This window comes from Nocardioides phosphati, from assembly GCF_014646375.1.
Classification (GTDB): Bacteria; Actinomycetota; Actinomycetes; order Propionibacteriales; family Nocardioidaceae; genus Nocardioides; species Nocardioides phosphati.
Window position 1 is genome coordinate 1 of the sequence record NZ_BMNI01000020.1, and the last position, 6,626, is coordinate 6,626.

General features: G+C 68.2%; 7 protein-coding genes. 4 read left to right on the plus strand and 3 right to left on the minus strand.

Going from position 1 to position 6,626, the window contains the following annotated elements:
• Window positions 1-71 precede the first annotated feature (71 nt).
• The 3 genes from IEX47_RS17745 to IEX47_RS17755 all read left to right on the plus strand — a co-directional run bounded on the left by IEX47_RS17745 (window position 72) and on the right by IEX47_RS17755 (window position 3,365).
• Entirely contained in the window at window positions 72-1,577 is a 1,506-nt protein-coding gene (locus IEX47_RS17745) for a ParB/RepB/Spo0J family partition protein (protein WP_188785472.1), read from the plus strand.
• A gap of 295 nt (window positions 1,578-1,872) precedes the next feature.
• The gene (locus IEX47_RS17750; RefSeq protein WP_229662980.1) at window positions 1,873-2,793 is read left to right on the plus strand and encodes a ParA family protein; all 921 of its coding nucleotides are present in this window, start codon (window positions 1,873-1,875) and stop codon (window positions 2,791-2,793) included.
• On the plus strand, window positions 2,790-3,365 hold the full coding sequence (locus IEX47_RS17755) for a ribbon-helix-helix protein, CopG family (RefSeq protein WP_188785476.1): 576 nt from the start codon (window positions 2,790-2,792) through the stop codon (window positions 3,363-3,365). Before IEX47_RS17750 ends, IEX47_RS17755 begins: the two co-directional genes overlap by 4 nt.
• 133 nt (window positions 3,366-3,498) lie before the next feature.
• On the opposite strand, the gene IEX47_RS17760 is transcribed toward IEX47_RS17755, so the two are convergent.
• Window positions 3,499-3,684, minus strand: coding sequence for a hypothetical protein (locus IEX47_RS17760; RefSeq protein ID WP_188785478.1), 186 nt, complete (start codon window positions 3,682-3,684; stop codon window positions 3,499-3,501).
• A gap of 357 nt (window positions 3,685-4,041) precedes the next feature.
• Here IEX47_RS17760 and IEX47_RS17765 point away from each other — a divergent pair, with 357 nt between their 5' ends.
• Window positions 4,042-4,572, plus strand: coding sequence for a hypothetical protein (locus tag IEX47_RS17765; RefSeq protein WP_188785480.1), 531 nt, complete (start codon window positions 4,042-4,044; stop codon window positions 4,570-4,572).
• Between the two features lie 128 nt (window positions 4,573-4,700).
• Here IEX47_RS17765 and IEX47_RS17770 read toward each other — a convergent pair whose 3' ends face one another.
• Together IEX47_RS17770 and IEX47_RS17775 are read right to left on the minus strand one after the other, a co-directional pair.
• On the minus strand, window positions 4,701-5,840 hold the full coding sequence (locus tag IEX47_RS17770; protein WP_188785482.1) for a restriction endonuclease: 1,140 nt from the start codon (window positions 5,838-5,840) through the stop codon (window positions 4,701-4,703).
• Window positions 5,834-6,115, minus strand: coding sequence for a hypothetical protein (locus IEX47_RS17775; protein ID WP_188785484.1), 282 nt, complete (start codon window positions 6,113-6,115; stop codon window positions 5,834-5,836). The genes IEX47_RS17770 and IEX47_RS17775 overlap by 7 nt, the downstream gene beginning before the upstream one ends.
• Between the last annotated feature and the right edge of the window lie 511 nt (window positions 6,116-6,626).

Below are 6,626 nucleotides of genomic sequence, written 5' to 3' on the forward strand. Positions count from 1 at the left end.
CCGGGACGGGCGAAACAGGGTCGGCAACGCAGATGCCACCCCCCGGTCCGCGGGCAGGAAGAGGTCCACTCATGACCACCACCGCAACACAGTACGAGGTCGGGACGATCGTGCATGTCGCCCCGGGAACGCTCCAGATGGACCGCAACATCCGCGAGGCCAAGCCCGACAAGGCCCTTGCCGACTCGATCCGCGCCATCGGCGTGCAGGAGCCCATCAGCGCGGTCATCACCGCCTCCGGCAACCTGCTGGTCCGCCTCGGGCACCGACGCACCCTCGCCTCCATCGAGGCCGAGCGCGAGACCGTCCCGGTCTACATCTGCGGTCATGACTCCGACGCCAAGACCGACGAGATCGGCCGCGTCATCGCCCAGCGTGACGAGAACACCCACCGAGCAGGACTCACCACCGCCGAAGAGATCGGCGTCGTGGAAACCCTCACAGGCCTCGGGCTGTCCGCAGCCCAGGTCGCCAAGCAGGCCCGCATGAAGCGGACCGACGTCGACAACGCGATCGCCGTCTCGGGCTCCGCTCTGGCCCGGAAGTCAGCCGACCGCTACGAGACGCTGACGCTCGACCAGCTAGTGACGGTTCAGGAGTTCGAGGACGATCCCGAAACGGTCAAGGCCCTCATCGCGGCCGCCAGCGAGGGCAAGTTCGCCCACGTCGCCCAGCGCGCCCGCAACGACCGCGCCGAGCAGAAGCAGCGGGCCGACCTGATCGCCAGCCTCACCGAGGCCGGCGTCAGGGTGATCGAGCGGGACTCCGACTCCCCCGCCAAGGCCGTCACGAACCTCAAGGCCAGCAAGGACAGCGACTACCTCACCGCCGAGACACACACCGAGTGCCCCGGGCACGTCGCATGGCTCGGCACCGGCTGGGTCCGCGTCGACACCGCCACCGGCGAGCCCGTTGACTTCCCCGCCGAGCCCGACGACGGCGACGAAGCCGCATGGGACGCCTACGAACAGGCCTACGAGCAGGTCCGCCAGACCAGCCGCGAGGTTCACCGCGCCGTGCCGGTCTACGGCTGCGAGAACCCCACCGAGTACGGCCACGTCGACCCATGGGTCAGCAGCCAGGCCAGCCGTGCCAAGCCGAAGGCCGACGAGATGACCGACGAAGAGCGGGCCGAGGCCAAGGCCAAGCGCGCGCTGGTGATCGAGAACAACAAGGCGTGGACCGCCGCCAAGACAGTGCGGCGCGAGTGGCTGGCCACATTCGCGGCCCGCAAGACGGCCCCCAAGGGCACGGCCACGTTCATCGCGACCGCCCTGTGCCGTGACTCCCACCTCACCGGCAAGGGCATCGGCCTCGCGGCCGACTGGCTCGGGGTCAAGCACAGCGGCTTCGGCCGAGCCGACCTCTCCCCCACTGCGGGCACCACCGAGGGCCGCGCGCTCACGATCGCGCTGGTCGAAATCCTCGGCGGCTACGAGGACGAGGCCACCGGCGACAACGCATGGCGGCACGACGGCCGCGACAACGCGACCGGCCGCTACCTCCGCTTCCTCGAAGCGGCCGGATACGGCCTGTCCGACGTTGAGACGTACGCACAGTCGTCCGAGACCGCGTAAGGCACGCAGAGGGGCCCTGAGCGCCGCCTCGGGCCCCTCCCCGGCGGCGGGTCGGGTGCTGGCAGCCTAGGCATCGAGCCCGGGCCACCAGATGCGCCCTACTCGCCGACCTAACTGGCCCCCTGCTGAGCGTGTTACGGCCCGACCTAGGCAACGACCTAGGGTAAACCGTAGGGCCAGAGGTAGGGCACGCAATAGGTACCGAACTAGGGGTGAGCGTAGGGCACGAAATAGGGCGAAACCTAGGGCGTGTCGTACCCGAGAAACTAACTCGTGACCTAGGACAATGGGAGCCATGAACGAGATGTCGCGCGTGATCACCTTCGCCACCGGCAAGGGCGGAACCGGCAAGACCAGCTGCGCCGCCAACGTCGCCGGACTCGCTGCCCAGGCGGGCTGGCGCACCCTCCTCATCGACCTCGACTCCCAGGCAAACCTCGGACACGACCTCGGCTTCTCCGAAGCCGAAGGCGCCGACGGGGGAGCCAGCCTCGTCAAGGCCGTCTTCACCGGGTCAACCCTCGAGCCCGTCCTCAAGCAGGTCCGCCACAACCTCGACGTCATCCCGGGCGGAAGCAAGCTCGACGAGCTCGAGGACATCCTTCACGGCAAGCAGCGCCGCGGCGAGGATGGCCGGCTCATGCTGCGCGATTCCCTCGCCGGCATCGCCGACCAGTACGACCTGATCGTCATCGACACCCCTCCGGCCCGTCGCTCCGCACTCGTGCTGCTCGCCCTGGCAGCCGCGAAGTGGATCGTTATCCCAACCAAGTCGGACCGCTCCAGCATCGAAGGCCTCCGGGTCCTTGCCGAGCAAGTCGTCGGGATCCGCGAAGTGAACCCCGACGTCGACGTCCTCGGCGCGGTCCTCTTCGGCATGGGCGCTGCAGCCACCGCCCGCCGGCGCTTCGCCGCCGACGACGTCAAGAACGTTCTCGGCAGTGAGGATCTCCTGTTCAACTCGATCATCCGCCACGCGGAGGCCGCGGCCGACGATGCCCGCGAGAAGGGCCGCCTCATTCACGAACTCGCCGAAGTCGTGCACAACGCCGAGCCGTACTGGAAGGCGCTCAAGGAAGGCCGTCGCCCCGAGCGGATCGCGGGATCCGCACCGGCGCTCGCCGAGGACTACGTCCTCCTCGCCGACGAGCTGCTCCGCCGCATCGGCCAGGCCGAAGAGGCAGAGGCTGGCGCCACGCAGGCGGTGACGGCATGAGCGAACGACCGCAGCTTGCGCCGGCCCTCGGGCTGGTCAGGGACCGTGTTAGCGGTCCGCCGCCGCGCCGTGCAGCGACGGCGGTTCCCCAACAGACCCCGGCGATCGCGGCTACGCCAGCGGCCGCCCAGACCAGCCCCGTCGAATCCGTCACGGTCGACGAGCGCAAGCCGAAGAAGGCCCCGGCCAGGATCAAGGCCAGCGACCGCAGTACCGGCGGCACGAAGAAGACCTCGGTCACCATCACGCAGGCGACGGCGCGCAACCTGCGCGACAAACTCAACTCCGACCGCAAGGTCACCCAGATCCAGTTCATCCTCAGCGAGGTCGAGAAGAACGCCTCCAAGCTGAAGGACCTGGTCGAGAAGGAGAAGGGCAACGCCGGCAGTGGGGGAGGGGGACTCTTCCCCGACGCCACCAGCGCCCGCAACACCGGCGAAGAGATGACCACCATCAACCTGGTCACCACCGAAGCCAACCTCGCCGTCTTGGACTCCCTGGCGGAATCCACCGGCGCCGAGAGCCGCAGCCAGCTGATCCGCGCCGCGTTGCGGCCCGCACTCGACAACTGAACAAGCCCGCGACCGGGCTTCTGCGTAGCCTGGTCACGTCGCACCCCGCCCATCTGCGTTGGGCCCCGGTGCGAGACGAGGGCCCCGGCATCACCGCATCTGCGTTGCGGTCGCCGGGGCCCTTCGTCATCCCTCAGCCCTCGTCGAGGCGCATGATCCCGAGCAGGATCCAGCCATCCGGGAGCTTCCTCTCGAGGACCTCCTTCGCCTCCGCGTACGTCGCACCCGTCGCGGTCAGCGCTCCGACCTCGAGACCGTCGAGACTCTTGGCACCTGATTGCTGCCGCTGGCGGATGGAGGAACGCAGGGTCACGGTCACCGCCGCATCGTATTGGGGCACGGTCGTCTCAGATCCTTGGAGACGGGCGCCCACCTCACCAACGAGATCAAGATCTACGAGCCGCCGATTCACAAGAAGATCCGGCGACCTCGCGATCCCGGATGAGCCGAGCCAACTCCGGAGCCGGTTGGCCACCTGACCAGCGGAATCCCGCCGTCGCGACGTCTGTCACGGATCATCGGCGCCCCCGTTCACGGCGCGCCCATCAGGCCGATCGCGACTCGCCCGCGCGGCTAACCACTTTCTCTGTCGGAATGGGGGATTAGCGTTCGTCTCGGGTGATCTCAGACCGCGACATCCTGATTCAGGCACAAAGAAGGACAGGTGAGACCACCGATGGACTTCCACCGGGCCGCGCACGTCTTCGTCGACGAGACGAAGGCTCGCGACTACGTCATGGCGGCCGCGACCGTCATGCCCGGTGACGTCAACCCTGCGCGCAAGATCCTGCGCGGCCTCCTGCTGCCGAACCAGCAGCGCATCCACTTCACCAAGGAGAAGGATCCGCGACGCAAGCAGCTGCTCACCGCCATGTGCCAGCTCGACGTCCAAGTCCACCTCTACGTTGCACGAACGCGCGACCACGTGGCCGGCCGTCAGGCTTGCATGAAGGCGATCCTCGACGACACCCTGCGCCTCGGCGCGACAAAGCTTGTCCTCGAGCGCGACGAGTCGCTGCAGGAGGCCGATCGCCGCTTCATCAGCGACCGGTTCCGGCTCGAGCTCGACAGCCCGGAGTACCTGCACCTCGCCCCGAAGGACGAGCCGATGCTCTGGGTCAGCGACGCGGTCGCCTGGTGTCAGCAGCGCGGGGGAGACTGGCGCACGCTCTGCGCCGACCTCGTGGCCAGCACGAGGCACCTCTAGAAAGGCGCGAGCCCGGCTCGTTCACCGTCCGGAGAACTGCCGGGCTTACTTCGCAGGGCTACTGCCCCTTGCACGCATGACTATAGGGATCTCACCGTCACCCGGACAAGCCACCATCTGAGGTGTGATCACCGCCGATAGCGCTCTACATCCTCGTTCAAGCGCCTCGTGGCGCTGAGGATCTCCTCGACGCCGTCCAGGTATTCGATGAGCGGCAAGCGGTCCTGCGCCTTCCAGTGCTGTATCCGCGCCATGAGCCGTTCGTTTTCACTTTGAAGGCCGGCGCGTAGCGCCCTGCCGTTAGGGATCGTCTGCGAGAACGCTAGGGCGCGCTGGGCGGTATCCAAGAACCGCGCCAGGGCGTCGTCGAAAGCCGCCTTCGCCCTGGCACGGAGATCTTCCTCAGCCGAGAACTGAGACGGATCGAACTCTTCGCCAGCCCGCTCGACCAGGTACCGGGCCGCCTCGTTCACGGGCGCAACGTGGCCGTCGGCGGTGTAGGTGAACAGGGCGACGTGCGAGCTCGCGGCGAACTCGACGGCCTTGGCGGTGTACCCGGACAGCGCATAGAAGAGCGCCCAGTCCTGGCCGTGCGCAGCGCCGCGCAACTGCTGCACCATCGGCGCGCCGACGGGGGAGGCGTAGTGCTTGACCTGGGCGACTGCCGTGCTCGCTCGCACGTCGACTCCGCCGTCCGCACCCTCCGGCGTCTGGTGCACGTCCTGAAACCCGAGGTGACGCATGTGGGTCGCCGCCAAGGTTTCGGCGCCCTGCCACGTCGAGACCTCGACCGCGTTCGTGGCGATCTCGGAGGTCTCGCCAGCTACGGCCTCCGTCGATGCCGGAGCGACAGACGGTGTGGCTACTGCCGCTGGGCGGGCTCCCCTGAAGCCCTCGCGCAGCCGTCCGGCGCCGACCACCGCCAAGGGGCGCGCGTAGTGAGCGATCCGCAATACCACGCTCCCGGGATGGTCCTCGCTGGCCCAGTCGCCGCGCAGTGCGCTCCAAACTCGAGGACTGCCGTCCCATGCCGCGCACACGAGCCGCTCGCCGGTCAGAGCAACCAGCCACCACTCCGCCGTTCCCGCGTCGACGACGTCGTAGGCGGCGCCGACGAACACGGTCTCCTCGCGCTTACCGAGCGTCCCCAGCAGCCGATCCACCGGAACACCCGTCGGCGGCACCGGCAACACCCGCGAGGCAGCCACGTCGCGACAGGTGTCGTAGTAGGCCCGGGCGGTCCGTTTGTCCTTGGCGAGGTTCAGCACCGTCGCATCATCGCAGCGACACCCGACAATGCGGACGCGATTGATGGGGATTCAGGGGCCGCGGCCGAGCGCAGCAGCACTGCGCGCCGGGTCTCCTCACGAGCGACCAGCAACGGCGTCGCGGCCACGACCAGGTCGACGATGAACTTCAGCGCCAGCCCGATGACGATCAGCAAGCAGATCACCCACACTGGAACTGCCATCACCACGTGCGCGGTGACACTGGCGGCCGCTGCGGCACAGGCCTCCGTGGCCGTGCGCATGATCGAGGTCATGGCCTCCTCCTTTCTCCGTTTGATAGGTGAAGGTGTTCCTGGGTCGTGGTTTGTGACTCGACGGCGCCAGAGGAATCCGTGCAGCGTCCGGGCGGCCGGCTGCCGAAGTATCGGCAGCACCCCGCCCCATCCCTGGGCCGCGCCCATATGACCGCCCAGGTCGGTTGAAATCCACCCCTGCCTCGGGCAAGGCGTGAAGCGCGGCCAGAGCACCGCTCGAGGAACCGCGACGGGAAAGACGGACGTCGCGAGCGCAGCTCCGCAGTTTCTCGGCCGTTTCGCTGCGGGGGGGCTAGCGCGCGACCTATCGTCAGCTGAGCCCCGGCCAGGGACCCGAGACCCCGGCCGGGGCTCTCTCATTCCTCGAGGACAAGACCAAGGGCCCGGACGACAGAGGCCCGGGCATCGCCACGAGCTGCGCTCGTGACCGTTCTTTTGGTTTCTCCTTCCCGGTCAATCGAGTCTGGCCCGCGGCCACCTCCACGCAACCGGGCGCTGCGCGCCGCCACCA